This is a genomic window from Rhodococcus sp. MH15 (assembly GCF_019266045.1).
GTDB lineage: Bacteria > Actinomycetota > Actinomycetes > Mycobacteriales > Mycobacteriaceae > Rhodococcus_F > Rhodococcus_F qingshengii.
Genome location: NZ_LPNP01000058.1, coordinates 24,027 through 40,259, shown reverse-complemented (window position 1 = coordinate 40,259; position 16,233 = coordinate 24,027). Strand labels below are relative to the sequence as shown.

Below are 16,233 nucleotides of genomic sequence, written 5' to 3'. Positions count from 1 at the left end.
GTGCGTTCGTGCTTTCGACCGCTACGGTTTCAGGTATGGATGCACAGACTGCAGGCAAGACCGCGCGGACTCTCGAACTTCTCCATTCCTTGGCGTACTTCGTCCCGGAGACGGAGAAGGAACTTGTCGGCGTCGGGTTGGAGCCTGGCCGAATGGTGTACTTTGCCGGGCGATCAGCTCCGCTCGGCGCTCCACCCGCGACTGTCGTCACGGCCACCTTCTTCAACTTCAATCCTGAATTGATCGCCAGTGTCATCCCACGTGCCTGGGAATTGGCAAGGCCCACAGAGGTTGTCGCCGCGCGGTATCGGGCAATCGACGCGGCGTACGTCCGCCTGTTCGGTGCAGACGTGACAGGATCGGCGGACATGGCCGAGGCCGCCGAACTCGTGTCGATCGCTGCCCAGAACATTCCTGGAGTGGACGGCCGCCCTCTGTACGCGGGTTGGGCGTCGCTCGACTGGCCGGCCGAGCCGCACCTGCGTTTCTGGCACGCGCTGACACTGCTGCGTGAGTATCGCGGTGACGGCCACATTGCGGCCCTTCAGACCGCGGGATTGAACGGCCTGGACGCGTTGATCACGCACACCGCGACGGGAATCGGGTTTCAGCGCAAATTCGCGCAGACTCGTCGCGGATGGTCGCAGGAACAGTGGGACGAGGCCGTCGAGAGTTTGAAGGACCGCGAACTGCTGGATCGTTCGTCCGGTGCGCTGACCGAGGACGGGCAGGACTTGCGTGACGTCGTCGAAGACCTGACGGACGACCTCGCTTTGGCTCCGTGGGATGCGCTGGGTGAGGAGGGTGCCAAGCGGTTGCTGGAATTGGCGACGCCGTGGCGTACCGCCCTGGTCGAGCAGGAAGTATTTCCGGCGGCGCTGTTCGGGCCCCGCTTTGGCAAACTTCGCTGAGTGGTCACCACCGAACAAATGTGTCTGTGACGAAGAATCACATTCACTGTGGGCTTGTGGCGTGTACTGCAAATAACACTATCCGCGGCACAATCCCGCTAATGTCAGCGCAGCGGTTGTCGAGCGGGCGCAACAGCGTTGCGCCCGGTGCCGGCCGTACCGTCCGTCCCGTAACCATGGAGGAATGAATGAGTGCCTACCGGACCGTTGTCGTAGGAACCGATGGCTCCGAGTCGTCACTGAAGGCAGTCGACAGAGCTGCCGCCATTGCCAGTGGCTCGGACGCTCAGCTCGTCATCGCGTGTGCGTACTACCCGGCTGATCCCAAGGACGTGAGCGCTGCCGCTGATGCGTTGGGTAACGAGGCCTACCAGGTCACCGGTTCCGCTCCGACCTACGAGATCCTTCGCACCGCTCGTGAGCGCGCACATGCCCAGGGGGCAAAGGATGTTGTCGAGCGCGCCGTCGTCGGCGCTCCCGTCGAATCGCTTCTCGCTTTGCTCGACGAGGTGAAGGGCGACTTGCTGGTCGTCGGAAATCGCGGATTGAACACGTTGACCGGGCGTCTACTCGGATCGGTGCCTTCCGATGCCGCTCGCAAGGCGACGTCCGATGTCCTGATCGTGCACACCGTTCGCTGAACTACCGGCAGTAGTCGGCCTCGGCCGCATCGACGAACACTTCAGCCAGCTGATCGGCGCTGGGGGGTGTTGTCGATGCGGCCGAGCCGTTTCCGGAGGTGACCATTGGTTCGCTTGCTCCGTTCAGCGATACCGCCCGCAGATTCGCGATGATCATCGCTCGATCCGTTCCGGCCGCGAGCTGCTGGCAGACGCCGTCACCGAGCGCCTGCAACATGTCGTCGGAAAAGGCGGGCGTGACCCCGGTAGACGCAAGCGCCGCCCGCAGCCGATCTGCCTCGTCTACCGGTTTTTCTGTCGGTGCGGCAGCAACAGCAGCGATGTCGTCGCTGCCGGCAGCAGCCGTCGAACTCGAATCATCCTCTGAGCAACCGGCTGTCACCGCCGCAAGCATCCCGACGCCGATCACCACGCGAGCGATCTTGCGGATGGGTGCGGCGGAACTTGCGGGCAGGCCAAGCACGAGGGGTCATTCCTTCAGTCGTCGACACAAATTGGAGTGACACCACCATTCGTGGTGTCACGCACGAACCTACTCCGTGATGCTCACGAATCGAAGGCCAACTCTGCTGCTTCGACGCCGTCGAGAACCGAGGGGAGCGACTCGACGTGAATGATGCCGAGCCTCTGGGTAGCGCGGGTCAATGCGACGTAGAGGTCGTTCATTCCGCGTGGTGACTCGTCGAGAATGTCGGCAGGTTCGACGATCAACACTGTGTCGAACTCGAGTCCCTTGACGTCCTTGACGGACAGGACGCTTACGGTGTCACTCGCAATGCCCGCCAGATCGGCAACGACCTCGGAACCGGCGATCACTGCGGTGATACCGGGATGCGACTCGGACTCGATGCAACGGCGCACGGTCGATTCCAATTCTTCGGCCGTGGTCTTGAGCGCCCACGGCGCGAATCCGCTGTCGCGTACCGACCGGGGCACGGATTGCTCCGGGTCGATCTCTTCGAGCACACGGTGCGCGACATCCATGATCTCCGAGGGAGTTCGGTAGTTGACGGTCAGTTCGGTGAGCTTCCAGCGCTTGGCGACGTAAGGCTCGAGAATCTTCTGCCAGGACGAAGTTCCCGCGGGATCACCGGTCTGAGCTGTATCGCCGACCAACGTCATCCAGCGATTCGGTATGCGCCGCATCAGCATTCGCCACGCCATTTCGGAGAGCTCTTGGGCTTCGTCGACGATCACGTGACCGTAGGTCCAGGTTCGGTCGCCGGCAGCGCGTTCTGCCGTGGTCTGGCGCTGGCCCTGATCGTGGCGTTGGGCGAGTTGGCTGGCGTCGATCAAGTCGTACGCCATCAAGATCTCGGGATCCATCTCGTCTTCGAGATCCTGTGGTGCAGACCCGGTGAGGATGTCGAGGGCGCCCTGGGCGTCGGCGATCTGCGCGCGCCATTCACGTTGTGCGCGTTCGCGTTCGGCGGCGTCGTCGACGCCGAGAATCTCGGCCAGTTCGTCGAGCAGGGGAGCATCGGCCGCACTGAAACCCGGTCCGACGCTCTGCAGAAGCTCGTCGCGTTGGGCGTCGTCGAGTTGCGGCGCTGCCTTGGCCAACCTCGCCGGCGACGTCCACAGTTCCGCGAGGATTTGCTGCGGCGACAATTCGGGCCACAGCTTTCCGATGGCGGACATGATGTCCGGGTCCTCACGCATCTCGTCGCGAATGTCGGCGATGTCGTCCCGACTGAGGAGTGACCCACCGTCGACGAGGTTTCCGCCGATGAGTTCGGCCATCTGCAGTGCCAACGCCTCGATGACTGCTGCCACGAAGATCGGGCGCGCCAGGTTGTGTGGGCGACGCGACGACCGAGCACGCCCGCGCGCCTTCGTGACAGTCTTTCGATCCAGCTTCAAGTCGTACGTGTCGAATCGAAGGGTAATCGGCTTCGACGGAACTTCCTGCCGATCCCGGACGGCGTTCTTGAGCACGTCGAGGATCGCGAGGGAACCCTTGATCTCACCGGCGGCGAGGGAATCCGTACGAGTCGCACGCACTCCGGGGTACAGGTCCCCGATCGTCGAGAGTAGAACTCCGGTCTCACCGAGTGAAGGAAGGACCTGGCTGATGTAGTCGAGGAACGTCGCGTTCGGCCCGATGATGAGAACACCGGCCTTGGCCAGTTGCTGACGGTAGGTGTAGAGCAAGAAGGCGGCACGGTGAAGGGCGACTGCGGTTTTACCGGTACCCGGACCGCCCTGGACGACCAAAACGCTCTTGTGCTCGGAGCGGATGATGGCATCCTGCTCACTCTGAATGGTCTCGACGATGTCGTTCATCTGACCCGTACGCGCTGCGTTCAGAGCGTCCAGGAGAGCGCTCTCACCGGCGACGCCGCCGGCTTCGGTCACCACGCCGGCGGCGCGGGCCGCGTCGAGGTCCAGATATTCGTCGTTGATGCCGGTGACTGTGCGGCTCCGACTGCGAATATGGCGTCGCCGCTTCACGCCCTCAGGTGCCGCGGGCGTCGCCAGATAGAACGGGCGCGCCATCGGAGCTCGCCAGTCGAGGAGCAGCGTTTCGTAGTCGTTGTCGGTGTCCAGGATTCCCAGTCGGCCGACGTAGCGTCGCTCGTCGTCGAAGTCGATGCGTCCGAAACACATTCCGTTCTCGGCTGCGTCGTACTTGGCGAGATCCTCGGTGTACATGGCGTTGAAGGATTCGCGTTCGCTGCGTGCTTGCGGGGTTCCGCCGGTCTCGAGGAGGACCGTGCTCAAGCGAGTTTGGGCATACTTTCGAAGATCGTCGAGACGGGAGTACAACATCGTCACGTACTGCTGCTCGAGCTCGTGCTCGTTCAGTGACGGGTCCGCGTCGGGCAAAGGATCTCCTAGGCTTGATGAGAAATTCACGCGCTGCAAAAGCGCCAAGACAGTCTAGTTCCCCCAGATGAACTGCCGCATAGATACAGGTCAGGCCACCCGAAGGTGGCCTGACCGTGTCTTTCGGTGCACTCAGTGCGTCAATTCGTCCTTCTTGGCGCGAGCCTTTTCGAGCGCCTTCTCTGCGCGCTTGCGCGCACGCTTACCCAGCACCTCGGTCTGCTCCGACGCCGTTTCGGCCCACTCGTTGCTCTTTTCGAGCGCGAGTTCGGCGAACTCGGAGCTGCGCTTGCTCGCCAGCTCTGCCAGTTCGGCGCTGCGCTCGCGTGCGGTCTCGGCCAGTTCGGAGCCGCGCTTCTGCGCGACTTCGAGGATGTCCGGGCCGCGTTCCTTGGCGACCTCTCCGAATTCCGCGGCTCGCTTGCTCGCGATCTCCGCGAACTCGGAGCTGCGCTCCTTCGCAAGTTCGAGCCAATCCGTGCCGTGTGCCTTCGCGGTTTCGGCAAGCTCGGAACCGCGTTCGGATGCCACCGACAGAGCATGCTCGACGCGATCGCTCGTGTGATCGGTCTGCGATGCGACCAATGGAAGTGCTGCGGCGATAGACGCCTGGGCTTTCTTCGCGGCGCGACGGCCGCGCCAGCCGAGCGACGGCTTGCCCTCGGTGTCGACGGAGGCGATCATCAGTCCGCCGAGCAAGCTGACGTTCTTGATGAAGTTTGTGCGCTGCATCGCTCGCAGTGACGGATCGGTTTCGTTCCAGAAGTCGTGACCGGCAAGCGTGGTCGGTACCAGGCTCCCCGCGAGCACCAACGACGCGAGCCGCGGCGCCTTGCCGGTGGCCAGCAGGGCACCGCCGCCGATCTGGACGGCGGCGTTGATCTTGACGAGTGTTTCCGGATCAGCAGGCACCTTCTGCGTCACTGCTCCTGGCAGCGTCTCGACGGATTTGTCGATCAGCGGTGACGCTTTGGCTGCTCGCTGAGCGGGGTTGCGCAAAGCATCGATTCCCCCGGCGATGAAGATCGTGGAAAGCAGTGGACGAGCAATTCGACGTACCAGCATGTTTCAAGCCTCCCGATGTAGGTTCGTTTTCCACCCTAGCGATCTCACAAGGAATTGGTCCGGTTCGGCGATCCCGGCACGCCTGGCCCGGTCGCCGGATTCCTGGTCGCCGAAGCGCGCTGTACTGCGACGATGACTTCTCCACTGATCCGGACACACCGTTCTGAAGTATCCGTTACCGCGTATCCGCATACGGCGTGTTCGAAGGTGTCACACAATGCACACCGATCAACCACCATGGAGTGGTTGCCACGAAGATATCGCTGAGCCGACGCCGTCCGCGGACTTCGATTCGGGTGCGGCGCCAGCTGCGACTCCAGGGGCGTGGGCCGCTCGCGTGGATGCGATCAACGCCGAAGCGCTGCGCTGTTTTGTCACCGATTGGAACGACGATCCCAACTTCGTCGTTCTGGATTGGCAGCATCCGGGCTACACCTTCGACGCGGAGGCACACGCTGCTGCGAAGGAGCTTGCGGAGTGGCGTGTCCCGGTCTATCCGAACGGTGACTACTACATATTCAGTCGGGGCGACTTCACGGAAGGGACCTTCGGCCATCCGTGGGAACGCACGCTGTGTGTGTTCGGGGAACGGATGGTCGAAGGACTGGGCCGGACTCTGTCGACCTGGCTTCCGCGACTTCGAGTCAACGGTGAACAGGTCGACAGCCAAGTCGGTTAGCGGGGTCCAGTACGGAACAGGTGAAACGTCACCAACCGCGTTCGCGCCACTCCGCCAGGTGCGGGCGCTCGGCGCCGAGCGTCGTGTCCTTGCCATGCCCGGGGTAGACGACGGTCGCGTCGTCGTACCTTCCGAACAGCTTTTTTTCCACGTCGTCGAGCAGAGAAGTGAACTTCTCGGGGTCGGCGGTCTTGCCTACTCCGCCGGGGAAGAGTGAGTCGCCGGTGAAGAGGTGAACCTGTCCGCTCGGTTCGGTGAGAGCCAGCGCGATGGAGCCGGGCGTGTGGCCGGACAGGTGAATGACGTCGAGGCTCAAGTTGCCAACGGTCACCTTGTCGCCGTCTTCGAGGAGTACGTCCGGGGTGACGGGAAGGACCTCTGCGTCGAGGGGGTGCGCGGCGGTCGGCACCTTGGTTGCGGCGTGAACGTCTTCGAGGGCCAACCAGTGATCGCCGTGCTGGTGGGTGGTGACGATGGAATCGAAAACAGGTGCTTCCTGTGCGATGAGCGCGATGATCTTCTCGGCTTCGTTGGCCGCATCGATCAGGAGAGATTTCCCGATCGTGGAACAGACGACGAGGTAAGTGTTGTTGTCCATGGGGCCGACCGACATCTTCGTGATGACGGCGCCTTCGACCGTGCGCCGCTGAGGGGCAGAATCGGGGGAGAGCTGACCGGTGTAGGAGTCGTCGATCACGATGGGCTGATTCGTCATGAAACGCAGGCTACCTTCGAATAGGGGCAGGTAGAGCGATGGGCTCGCCTGGTGAGAAAAACGTGTCGGTGGCTCGGCCTACGATGACGATCGCTCGAGGACTCGCGTTTGCGAGGCCACTCGAGACTTCTCCGGGGGGACGGCCCCGGACGATTGACAATGAAGGGAATTGGTGTGGCGGATCGCCTGATCGTGCGGGGTGCGCGTGAGCACAATCTGCGAGGAGTCGATCTCGACCTCCCGCGAGACAGCCTGATCGTCTTCACCGGGTTGTCCGGCTCCGGCAAGTCCAGCCTCGCGTTCGACACGATCTTCGCCGAAGGTCAGCGCCGCTACGTCGAGTCGCTCTCGGCATACGCGCGTCAGTTCCTCGGTCAGATGGACAAGCCGGATGTGGACTTCATCGAGGGATTGTCTCCTGCGGTGTCGATCGACCAGAAGTCGACCAACCGCAACCCCCGTTCGACGGTGGGCACCATTACCGAGGTCTACGACTACCTCCGACTTCTCTATGCCCGCGCAGGTTCGGCGCACTGCCCGGTGTGTGGTGAGAAGATCGCACGTCAGACGCCCCAGCAGATCGTCGACCAGGTGCTCGAGATGGAGGAGGGCATCAAGTTCCAGGTCCTCGCACCAGTGGTCCGTACTCGTAAGGGCGAGTTCGTCGATCTCTTCGATCAGCTCAACACCCAGGGCTACTCGCGAGTGCGCGTCGACGGTGTCGTCCATTCGCTGGCGGATCCGCCGAAGCTCAAGAAGCAGGAAAAGCACGACATCGAAGTAGTGGTCGACCGATTGCAGGTCAAGGCGAGTTCGAAGCAGCGCCTGACCGACTCGGTCGAGACCGCACTTCGCTTGGCTGAAGGCATCGTGGTCCTCGACTTCGTCGACCGTGAAGAAAATGCACCTGATCGTGAGCGTCGTTTCTCCGAGAAGCTGGCCTGCCCGAATGGCCACGCACTCGCGATCGACGATCTCGAACCGCGCTCGTTCTCCTTCAACTCGCCCTACGGCGCCTGCCCGGAATGCACCGGCCTCGGTATCCGCAAGGAGGTCGACCCGGATCTGGTGGTTCCCGATCCCGACCTGAGTCTCGAAGACGGTGCAATCGCGCCGTGGTCGATGGGCCAGAGTTCCGAGTACTTCGGACGGTTGCTGTCCGGCCTCGGCGACATTCTCGGATTCGACATGAAGACGCCGTGGAACAAGTTGCCGGCGAAGGCCCGCAAAGCAATCCTCGAAGGCAGTGAGGAGCAGGTTCACGTCCGGTACAAGAATCGGTACGGCCGTACCCGTTCCTACTACGCGGAGTTCGAAGGTGTGATGCCGTTCTTGCACCGCCGGCTCGAACAGACCGAATCCGATCAGATGAAGGAACGCTACGACGGGTACATGCGCGACACCCCGTGCCCGGCGTGTGGTGGTGCTCGCCTGCGCCCCGAAATCCTGTCGGTAACTATCGCGGCGGGAGACTTCGGCAGTAAGTCCATCGCCGAGGTCTGTGAACTGTCGATCTCCGATTGCGCGGATTTCCTGAACAGCCTCACTCTCGGTTCGCGTGAAGAGGCCATCGCGGGTCAGGTCCTCAAGGAAGTTCAGGCGCGCCTCGGCTTCCTGCTCGACGTCGGCCTGGAATACCTTTCCCTCTCGCGAGCCGCGGGCACGTTGTCCGGTGGCGAGGCCCAGCGAATTCGCTTGGCAACGCAGATCGGATCCGGACTCGTCGGTGTGTTGTACGTGCTCGACGAGCCGTCCATCGGGCTGCACCAGCGTGACAACCGGCGACTGATCGAAACCCTGACGCGCCTGCGCGACCTCGGCAACACGCTGATCGTCGTCGAACACGACGAAGACACGATCCGTACATCCGACTGGGTGGTCGACATCGGACCGTACGCCGGCGAGCACGGCGGCAAGGTCGTCCACAGCGGGCCATACGAAGAACTGCTGACGTGTGAAGAATCTCTGACCGGCGCCTACCTGTCAGGTCGTAGCTTCATCGAGGTTCCGGCCATTCGTCGACCGGTGGACCGCAAACGCCAGGTCACGGTCGTCGGAGCTCGCGAGCACAATCTCGACGGCATCGACGTGAGTTTCCCGCTGGGTGTTCTCACCGCTGTCACCGGTGTCTCCGGTTCGGGCAAGTCGACGTTGGTCAACGACATTCTCGCGACCGTCATGGCGAACAAGCTCAACGGTGCACGCCAGGTGCCTGGCCGTCACACACGAATCAACGGACTCGATCAGCTGGACAAGCTCGTGCAGGTCGATCAGTCTCCGATCGGCCGGACTCCGCGATCGAATGCGGCGACGTACACCGGTGTGTTCGACAAGATTCGAACCCTGTTCGCGGCCACGACGGAAGCGAAAGTCCGCGGTTACCAGCCCGGCCGATTCTCGTTCAATGTCAAGGGTGGACGCTGCGAGGCGTGCTCCGGCGACGGAACCTTGAAGATCGAGATGAACTTCCTGCCGGACGTGTACGTGCCCTGCGAGGTATGCCACGGCGCTCGGTACAACCGCGAAACGCTCGAGGTCCACTACAAGGGCAAGTCGATCGCCGAGGTACTCGACATGCCTATCGAGGAAGCAGCCGAGTTCTTCCAGCCGGTCACCTCAATTCACCGGTACCTCAAGACGCTGGTCGACGTCGGCCTGGGCTATGTCCGACTGGGTCAGCCGGCTCCGACTCTGTCCGGTGGTGAAGCGCAGCGCGTCAAGCTCGCCGCCGAATTGCAGAAGCGGTCCACCGGTCGCACGGTGTACATCCTCGACGAGCCCACCACGGGTCTGCATTTCGAGGACATCCGAAAGCTCCTGATCGTGATCAACGGTCTGGTCGACAAGGGCAACAGCGTGATCGTGATCGAGCACAACCTCGACGTGATCAAGACGTCGGACTGGGTCGTCGACATGGGACCCGAGGGTGGATCCGGCGGCGGAACCGTTGTGGCGCAAGGTACGCCGGAAGACGTTGCCGCGGTCCCCGAGAGCTACACGGGCAAGTTCCTCAGTGAGGTTCTCACCGCACAACACGCGCCGGTCAAGGCCAAGCCGATCACCAAGAAGCGTGCGACGAAGGCAGTTGCCGCAAAGAAGGCCGCGCCACGGAAGAAAGCCGCTTCCGTGAGCTAGTAGAACGTGAGCAAGTAGAAATCGGTCAGTGATGCCGGGTCGGAATCGACCCGGCATCACTGCTTTGTCGATCAGGAAGTGCTGGTCTCGAGAATTACGTTGGCGACCTCTTCGGGGCGCGACCACATCGGCCAATGGCCGGTCGGGAGGTCGACGTACGTCACGGGGAGTTTCGCCAGTTCGGCGGCCATCGGATGACCTCCGTCGGCCATCTGGGCGATCACCGCGGAGGGGAACGTGCTGCAAACGACGGTTGACGGCACCTGGTAGCGCTTTTCGTTCGTCAGGACAATCGGCTCACGCGCGGGCCCAGCCGGTTCGGGTACCGCGTTGGCGCGGAACGTCTCCAGAGCTTTCTCGTCGAGTCCTTCGAGGCTGCTGCCGTCCGCTTCGAGCTCTGCCCACGTGGGGAGCGGAATCTCGATGACATCGGAGGCCAGATCCGGTCGCAGCGCTGCGCCGTCGGGCATGGGGCCCGAGTCTACGTAGACGATCCGAGCGACGCGATCCGGGATGCGATCGGTGACGGCGTACCCCACCGGGCCAGCGCCGCTGTGTACGACCAAGACCGTGCGCTCGTCGGAGTCCGATACGGCGTCGACGACTGCACGGACGTGAGCGTCGAAGGTGACCGCTGATCGATCTGTGTCTACTGCGTCGAGCCCGGGCAGTGTCAGGCTGGTCACGCGGGTGTCGGAACGTTCGAGGTGTGGGAGTACTGCATCCCAAGCCCATGAACCGAGCCAGAATCCGGGAACAAGAACGATGTGAGTTTTCATGTACTCACAGTGCGCCCGGGTTGGTGACAACAGAGTGTCACCAATTATGTCACCGTTTGGTATCGGAATCTGAGACACTGGTGAACGTGAATCGAGCTGCGAGATTGCATGCTCTCGTCGAGGAACTTCGGCGACAGGGCGATCGAGGGACTACGTGCTCCCGATTGTCCGAGGAATTCGGTGTCACCACCCGGACGATCAAGAGGGATATCGAGACGCTGATGATGTCGGGTGCGGCGATCGAAGCGCGCTCAGGCCCCGGGGGTGGTTACCGACTCGTAGGTCGCGCCACGCTACCGCCGGTGAATTTCACTGTTCCGCAAGCAGTTTCGATCGCGTTGGCCTTGACGGCGATGGGTGATGCTCCGTTTGCGCCGGATGGACGAGCAGCGCTGGCGAAACTGCTCGATGTGATGGACGAGGAGAGTCGTCGCAAGGTTGCGGAGCTCGGTGGCCGCGTGTGGATTCGCGGTGACGGCGGGGCTCTGACGGATTCGCGCGCGAACCGGCAGGCCGTCGAGCAAGGTCTCGAGCAGAGTCGCGTCGTGTCGTTGCACTACGTGGATGGGGACGGTGCGGAGACGGTGCGGGCAGTTGAGCCGCACATTCTGGCGCAGGACCGTGGGCAGTGGTTTCTCATCGGCTGGTGTCGCCAGCGCGACGCGGTGCGGTGGTTTCGACTCGATCGAATGCGTCGGGCCACGCTGACGAACGATCACTTCACACCACGCGATTCGACCGTCTTCGGGCAACCGCCCGAAGACGCTCGGCCTGTTTCTCCCCGTAGGTGAGTGACTCAGTCGATCATGTTGCGGGCTGCGGCAACGGAATCCGTGATCAGTTCGGTCAGGGCCGTCATATCGACGTCGCTCAGCCGTTTGACGTACAGGCAGCCCTTGCCGATTTTGTGCTTGCCGAGGCGAGCGAGCGTGTCGGTATAGTCGTCGAAGTTCAGCGACAAGTACAACGTGAGCGCGGTGGCCCTGGGGGAGAACCCGATCAGTGGGGTGTCACCTTCGTGGCCACTCGCATATCGGTAGTGCCGTGCCCCGAATCCGATGATGCTCGAGCCCCACATGACAGCAGGCTCGCCGGTTGCGGCCGACAGGAGGGAGATCAGCTCCACGGCGTCGGCGCGTTTGCGGTCGTCGACGCGTGAAATGAATGCGTCGACGTCCTCGGGCGTCGGTTGAGTCTTGTTGGCGGTTGCCAACTCAGTAGACCGGACCGGTGAACTTCTCGCCCGGTCCCTTTCCTGGCTCGTCCGGGTGCGAGGAGGCCTCACGGAATGCGCGCTGCAGGGCTTGGAGGCCTTCACGGATGGGTCCGGCATGAGGGCCGAGGTATTCGACCGACGCAGTCACGAGTCCGGCAAGTGCCGTGATGACGCGACGCGCTTCGTCGAGGTCCAGGTAGGGGCTGGAAGACGGATCGGCGTCGGAGAGGCCGAGTTTTTCGGCAGCCGAACTCATCAGCATCACTGCAGCACGGCTGATGACCTCGACCGCGGGAACTTCGGAGAGTTCGCGGACGTCGGGGTTCGCGCCGTCGGTGTTCTGTTCTGCCTCGAAGTTCTCACTCATGGATGTAAGGATTCCATCAGGCCGTGACGGTGTTGAATCGGGCCTCTCCCGGCAGTACTGGGAGCGGCACCGATTTCTTTCATCTGTGGCGACCTGTTACTCTTGTTGCAACGACCGCCTCCGACTTGTTCGGGGGCAGCAAGTGGAGTCCGACTCCCACCTCTGCGCGGCAGGTGAAACTGCAGTTCAGTGGTTCCGGTCACCTGTTATCGGAGATCATTCTTCGTCAGGTTCCTCGCTCAGTCGAGGAGATAGGTTTCGGCGTGAGCTGGATCTTATGTGATCGGTCGACATCGGGCCCCGCGGATGAGCAATCATCACAGCGGGGCTTTTTTGTTGGGGTGCGGGCGGTACGGGCTGCGTGCGGTCATGAAGACCGCACCGTTCAACCTAGGAGGCCCCATCAGCACTGAGACCCGCATCAACGATCGTATCCGCGTTCCCGAGGTTCGTTTGGTCGGACCTGGCGGCGAACAGGTAGGCATCGTGCGTGTTGAAGATGCACTCCGCTTGGCCCTTGAGGCCGACCTCGACCTGGTCGAGGTAGCTCCTGACGCCCGTCCACCGGTCTGCAAGATCATGGACTACGGCAAGTTCAAGTACGAGGCTGCACAGAAGGCACGTGAGTCACGTAAGAACCAGCAGCTGACGGTCATCAAGGAGCAGAAGCTCCGACCCAAGATCGACGACCACGACTACGAGACCAAGAAGCGCAACGTCGTTCGCTTCCTCGAAGCCGGTTCCAAGGTCAAGGTCACGATCATGTTCCGCGGACGTGAGCAGTCACGCCCCGAACTCGGCTACCGCCTTCTGCAGCGTCTGGGAGCAGACGTCGCAGATCTCGGATTCGTCGAAACCTCGGCAAAGCAGGACGGCCGAAACATGACGATGGTCCTGGCACCGCACAAGGGCGCCAAGACTCGTGTCAAGGCGCAGGAGAGCGCTCAGGCGCCAGTGGCTCAGGCTGCTCCGCGTCCGGCTCCGGCCGCACCGGCTTCCAGTGAAGCAGCTCCGGAAGCACCGGCGACCGGCGATGCCGCTCCCGAGGCTCCGGCCAGCTAGTCGATTTCCCAAGATCCACCACGTAACAAGAACTGAGGACTCCATGCCCAAGATGAAGAGCCACAGCGGCGCCTCGAAGCGATTCAAGGTGTCCGGCAGCGGAAAGCTCATGCGCCAGAAGGCCGGCCGTCGCCACCTTCTCGAGCACAAGTCCAGCAGGGTTACCCGTCGTCTCGACGGTGTCGCTGTTGTCAGCCCTGACGACGCTCCGCGCATCAAGCGCATGCTCGGCATCTGAGTCGCCCCCTTACTGACCACCCGGGGCCGTACTTTCAGCCCCTAGATTGACAGGATTTTTCAAGTGGCACGCGTAAAGAGGGCGGTCAACGCCCAGAAGAAGCGTCGTTCAATTCTTGCTGCATCCAGCGGCTACCGTGGACAGCGTTCGCGTCTGTACACCAAGGCCAAGGAGCAGCAGCTCCACTCGCTCACCTACGCGTACCGCGACCGTCGTGCGCGCAAGGGCGAGTTCCGCAAGCTGTGGATCACGCGTATCAACGCTGCAGCTCGTGCAAACGACATCACGTACAACCGCCTCATCCAGGGCCTGCGTCTGGCAGAGGTCGACGTCGACCGCAAGATCCTGGCCGAGCTCGCTGTCTCCGATGCCGAGGCCTTTGCCGGCCTGGTCGCACTCGCGAAGGCCGCTCTGCCGGCTGACGTGAACGCTCCTGCCGGAGAAGCAGCCTGATTCACGCATCACAGCAACGGCCCGTGGACCCGCTCACCGAGCGGACTCCGCGGGTCGTTTCTGCTGTCAAGCTCCTGCGCACAGCAGAACGACGCAAAGCAGGACGTTTCCTCGTCGAGGGCGAGAACTCGGTCACCGAACTGTTGAACGGTGCACTCTCGAATGGCGAGGCCCGCCCGGTGCACGACCTCTTCTACACCGAGGACGCAGCCGAGCGCTATCAGCACGTCATCGATCGGGCGCTGACCGCTGGAGTTCGTGTTGCTCTTGTGACCGATCGAGCCATCAAAGCTCTCAGTGATACCGTCACGCCGCCCGGACTCGTTGCCGTCAGCGATCTACTGGATGTACCGCTGAGCGCAGCCGTCCATCAGGAGACCCGCCTGCTCGCAGTGCCGGTCGAGGTCAACGAACCAGGTAACGCGGGCACCGTCATTCGCATCGCAGACGCAGTGGGTGCCGACGCGGCAATCCTCGCCGGCGACAGCGTCGATCCGCATAACGGCAAGGTCGTTCGTTCGTCGGCGGGCAGCCTGTTTCACCTGCCAGTCGTCCGCGATCGAGACACAGTGTCGGTGATCGAGCAGATTCGCGCAGCCGGCATTCAGATTCTCGCGACTGCAGCTGACGGCGAGGTCGATCTCGACGAGGCCGACGAGTTGCTGAGCAAGCCGACGGCCTGGCTGTTCGGTAACGAAGCGCACGGTCTCGATCCGGCGATCGCCGCGCAGGCTGATCATCGGGTCAGGATTCCGATCCATGGCCGCGCCGAAAGCTTGAACCTCGCGACAGCGGCGGCAATTTGCCTGTACGCAAGCGCGCGGGTGCAAAATCGCGCCACCGATCACGGCTGAAAACGCACGCGAAGACCTCACGGAATCCCATTTGCGGAAGCCTGAGACAATACAAGAGCAGAGACAATGCTCAAGCGAGTTCGAATGCTCGCTCGCAGTACAAGAAGTAAGCAGTACAAGAAGCACGCAGTACGAGAAGTAAACCGAGAAGCGACAGGAGCGTCACAGCCGTGGCCAAAAATGAGGGCGCGACACCGCCGGAGGTCGACGCGAGTGTACTCACCGAAGAGGCGTTGACCGCTGCGGCTGAGAACGCCGAGAAGGCGCTGGCGGACGCCGCTGACCTGGACGCGCTGGCGCACGTCAAGGTGGAGCACCTGGGGGACAAGTCCCCGATCGCCCTCGCGCGCCGGGGTCTCGGCAGCCTTCCGGGCAAGGAAAAGGCGGACGCCGGTAAGCGCGTCAACATCTTCCGCACTCGGATCAACAACGCGTACGACGCTCGTCGTGAGGTCCTCCTCGCCGAGCGTGACGCCGCGGTGTTGGTTGCCGAGGCAATCGACGTCACTCTGCCTTCCGATCGTCACCCCGTCGGGGCGCGTCACCCGATCAGCCTGATTTCCGAGCAGGTCGCCGACGTATTCGTCGCGATGGGTTGGGAAGTTGCCGAGGGTCCGGAGGTGGAGACCGAGCACTTCAACTTCGACGCGCTCAACTTCTTGCCGGATCACCCTGCGCGCACGATGCAGGACACCTTCCACCTGGCGCCCGAGAACTCTCGCCAGGTGCTGCGTACCCACACCTCGCCGGTGCAGGTCCGCACGATGCTCTCGCGTGAGGTGCCGATCTACGTGGTGTGCCCGGGCCGCACGTTCCGCACCGACGAACTCGATGCGACGCACACGCCTGTCTTCTCGCAGGTCGAGGGCCTGGCCGTCGACAAGGGCCTGACCATGGCCAATCTGCGCGGAACTCTCGACGCGTTCGCTCGTGCCCTTTTCGGCCCCGAGACGCGTACCCGTATGCGCCCCAACTACTTCCCGTTCACGGAACCGTCGGCCGAGGTCGACGTCTGGTTCGCGAACAAGAAGGGCGGCGCAGGCTGGGTCGAGTGGGGCGGCTGCGGCATGGTCAACCCGAACGTTCTGCGCGCCAGCGGTATCGATCCCGACGAGTACTCGGGTTTCGCATTCGGCATGGGCCTCGAGCGGACCCTGCAGTTCCGCAACGGTATCCCGGACATGCGCGACATCGTCGAAGGTGACGTGCGTTTCACGCTGCCCTTCGGTGTCGCAGGCTGACCGATCCGGTCCGCGGAACCTTCACAAAGACTTATCGACAAACGAGAG

At 62.6% G+C, this 16,233-nt stretch carries 17 protein-coding genes; 10 read left to right on the top strand and 7 right to left on the bottom strand.

The window, feature by feature from the left end; genetic code table 11:
* Positions 1-35: 35 nt before the first annotated feature.
* Both ATN37_RS04420 and ATN37_RS04415 read left to right on the top strand, forming a co-directional pair.
* Positions 36-911, top strand: a complete 876-nt coding sequence (locus tag ATN37_RS04420) for a hypothetical protein (RefSeq protein WP_007728746.1) — start codon at positions 36-38, stop codon at positions 909-911.
* Between the two features lie 188 nt (positions 912-1,099).
* Entirely contained in the window at positions 1,100-1,552 is a 453-nt protein-coding gene (locus ATN37_RS04415; protein ID WP_003944055.1) for a universal stress protein, read from the top strand.
* Position 1,553: 1 nt separating this feature from the next.
* Here the strand turns inward: ATN37_RS04415 and ATN37_RS04410 are convergent, their stop codons facing one another.
* The 3 genes from ATN37_RS04410 to ATN37_RS04400 all read right to left on the bottom strand — a co-directional run bounded on the left by ATN37_RS04410 (position 1,554) and on the right by ATN37_RS04400 (position 5,446).
* Positions 1,554-2,015 carry a DUF732 domain-containing protein gene (locus tag ATN37_RS04410; RefSeq protein ID WP_007728747.1) on the bottom strand — a complete coding sequence of 154 codons (462 nt, stop codon included), beginning with the start codon at positions 2,013-2,015 and terminating at the stop codon, positions 1,554-1,556.
* Between the two features lie 83 nt (positions 2,016-2,098).
* Entirely contained in the window at positions 2,099-4,381 is a 2,283-nt protein-coding gene (locus ATN37_RS04405) for an ATP-binding domain-containing protein (RefSeq protein WP_218694814.1), read from the bottom strand.
* A 132-nt stretch (positions 4,382-4,513) separates the two neighbouring features.
* Positions 4,514-5,446, bottom strand: coding sequence for a DoxX family protein (locus ATN37_RS04400; RefSeq protein ID WP_003944048.1), 933 nt, complete (start codon positions 5,444-5,446; stop codon positions 4,514-4,516).
* A gap of 217 nt (positions 5,447-5,663) precedes the next feature.
* On the opposite strand from ATN37_RS04400, the gene ATN37_RS04395 reads away from it, so the two are divergent.
* Positions 5,664-6,125 (top strand): DUF2716 domain-containing protein, encoded by a 462-nt coding sequence (locus ATN37_RS04395; protein WP_256933143.1) that lies wholly within the window; start codon positions 5,664-5,666, stop codon positions 6,123-6,125.
* A gap of 28 nt (positions 6,126-6,153) precedes the next feature.
* Here ATN37_RS04395 and ATN37_RS04390 read toward each other — a convergent pair whose 3' ends face one another.
* The gene (locus ATN37_RS04390) at positions 6,154-6,840 is read right to left on the bottom strand and encodes an MBL fold metallo-hydrolase (RefSeq protein ID WP_218694813.1); all 687 of its coding nucleotides are present in this window, start codon (positions 6,838-6,840) and stop codon (positions 6,154-6,156) included.
* Between the two features lie 174 nt (positions 6,841-7,014).
* Here ATN37_RS04390 and uvrA point away from each other — a divergent pair, with 174 nt between their 5' ends.
* Positions 7,015-9,975, top strand: coding sequence for an excinuclease ABC subunit UvrA (uvrA, locus tag ATN37_RS04385; RefSeq protein WP_024487477.1), 2,961 nt, complete (start codon positions 7,015-7,017; stop codon positions 9,973-9,975).
* 71 nt (positions 9,976-10,046) lie between these two features.
* Here uvrA and ATN37_RS04380 read toward each other — a convergent pair whose 3' ends face one another.
* On the bottom strand, positions 10,047-10,754 hold the full coding sequence (locus tag ATN37_RS04380) for an alpha/beta fold hydrolase (protein WP_030536734.1): 708 nt from the start codon (positions 10,752-10,754) through the stop codon (positions 10,047-10,049).
* 80 nt (positions 10,755-10,834) lie between these two features.
* Here ATN37_RS04380 and ATN37_RS04375 point away from each other — a divergent pair, with 80 nt between their 5' ends.
* Positions 10,835-11,545, top strand: coding sequence for a YafY family protein (locus ATN37_RS04375; RefSeq protein ID WP_047270467.1), 711 nt, complete (start codon positions 10,835-10,837; stop codon positions 11,543-11,545).
* A gap of 5 nt (positions 11,546-11,550) precedes the next feature.
* Here ATN37_RS04375 and ATN37_RS04370 read toward each other — a convergent pair whose 3' ends face one another.
* A complete protein-coding gene (locus ATN37_RS04370; RefSeq protein ID WP_003944044.1) occupies positions 11,551-11,967 on the bottom strand; it encodes a DUF1801 domain-containing protein in 417 nt (138 codons plus the stop codon).
* 1 nt (position 11,968) lies between these two features.
* The gene (locus ATN37_RS04365) at positions 11,969-12,337 is read right to left on the bottom strand and encodes a DUF1844 domain-containing protein (RefSeq protein WP_007736262.1); all 369 of its coding nucleotides are present in this window, start codon (positions 12,335-12,337) and stop codon (positions 11,969-11,971) included.
* Between the two features lie 369 nt (positions 12,338-12,706).
* On the opposite strand from ATN37_RS04365, the gene infC reads away from it, so the two are divergent.
* The 5 genes from infC to pheS all read left to right on the top strand — a co-directional run bounded on the left by infC (position 12,707) and on the right by pheS (position 16,185).
* Positions 12,707-13,399: a translation initiation factor IF-3 gene (gene infC / locus ATN37_RS04360; protein WP_003944008.1), complete on the top strand. Its 693-nt coding sequence runs from the start codon at positions 12,707-12,709 to the stop codon at positions 13,397-13,399.
* 43 nt (positions 13,400-13,442) lie between these two features.
* Complete coding sequence (gene rpmI / locus ATN37_RS04355; RefSeq protein ID WP_003944043.1) at positions 13,443-13,637, top strand: 50S ribosomal protein L35; 195 nt, start codon at positions 13,443-13,445, stop codon at positions 13,635-13,637.
* A gap of 63 nt (positions 13,638-13,700) precedes the next feature.
* The gene (gene rplT / locus ATN37_RS04350; protein WP_003944011.1) at positions 13,701-14,090 is read left to right on the top strand and encodes a 50S ribosomal protein L20; all 390 of its coding nucleotides are present in this window, start codon (positions 13,701-13,703) and stop codon (positions 14,088-14,090) included.
* A gap of 23 nt (positions 14,091-14,113) precedes the next feature.
* Positions 14,114-14,944 carry an RNA methyltransferase gene (locus ATN37_RS04345; protein WP_007736261.1) on the top strand — a complete coding sequence of 277 codons (831 nt, stop codon included), beginning with the start codon at positions 14,114-14,116 and terminating at the stop codon, positions 14,942-14,944.
* A gap of 170 nt (positions 14,945-15,114) precedes the next feature.
* Positions 15,115-16,185 (top strand): phenylalanine--tRNA ligase subunit alpha, encoded by a 1,071-nt coding sequence (gene pheS, locus ATN37_RS04340; RefSeq protein ID WP_003944109.1) that lies wholly within the window; start codon positions 15,115-15,117, stop codon positions 16,183-16,185.
* Positions 16,186-16,233 lie beyond the last annotated feature (48 nt).